Below are 861 nucleotides of genomic sequence, written 5' to 3' on the forward strand. Positions count from 1 at the left end.
TGGCGGTCTTCCGCTCGGACTGTCCGTCATTGGCGGCTTTGGCCAGGACCTGCGCCTCTTGGCGTGGGTGAATGAGATTTGGAATCCGGCGCTCGTGTAATCCGGATTGAGTTTAAATATAGAGCTGTTCTGCGAGGTTGATCCTGTCGCGGGACAGCTTTTTTGCATAACAGAATATCGAAAAAATCAATATGAAATATATGTAAAAATACATGACATAACAAGGCGTTTTTTTAACTTTTTTCTTTTCAAAGGGGGGTGTATTCTTTATAATGTTACATAAAGTAACATAAAAATCGTAAAAAAATTGAATTTTTATATACACTGGAGGAGAGGCTGCATGCATCTTACGGTCGAAGAGGCGTTATCCATATATCCTCTGTCGGAAGCCAAGCTGATTGCCGGCTCCAAAGGAACTCACAGAATCGTCAAGTCGATTAATGTGATGGATGCGCCGGATATTTCGGACTGGATCAAAGAAGGCGAAATGCTGCTCACGACCGCCTATCTGATCAAGGATAACCCGGAGCAGGCGTCGGCGCTGCTTCACAAGCTTAACCGGAGAGGCTCCTCGGGACTTGGGATCAAGCTGGGCCGATTCTGGGAATCGGTTCCTGATGCTTTAATCGCCGAAGCGGACGAATTGAACTTCCCGCTCATTGAGCTGCCCTTCCAATTTACTTTCTCCGACCAGATGAACGGCCTGTTCCGGGCGGAGCTTGCCCGCAGAACGGGTACTCTCCAGGCTGTCCTTGAGAAGCAGCGCAAGCTGATGCGCTTTGCCCTGCGCCCGGTGCGCAGCCGCTCGCTTCTGGAGTCGGTCTCCGATGTCATCGGCCATCCGATCGCCGTCATCGGCAG

Annotated in this window: 1 protein-coding gene; it reads left to right on the forward strand. The window is 50.2% G+C overall.

The genetic code is table 11. The features are described 5' to 3' along the window. Nucleotides 1-340 precede the first annotated feature (340 nt). On the forward strand, nucleotides 341-861 hold a 521-nt coding region (locus L692_RS30215; protein WP_036725598.1), incomplete at its 3' end, for a PucR family transcriptional regulator ligand-binding domain-containing protein.

Origin of the sequence: Paenibacillus forsythiae T98 (genome assembly GCF_000520735.1) — a bacterium.
GTDB lineage: Bacteria > Bacillota > Bacilli > Paenibacillales > Paenibacillaceae > Paenibacillus_AQ > Paenibacillus_AQ forsythiae.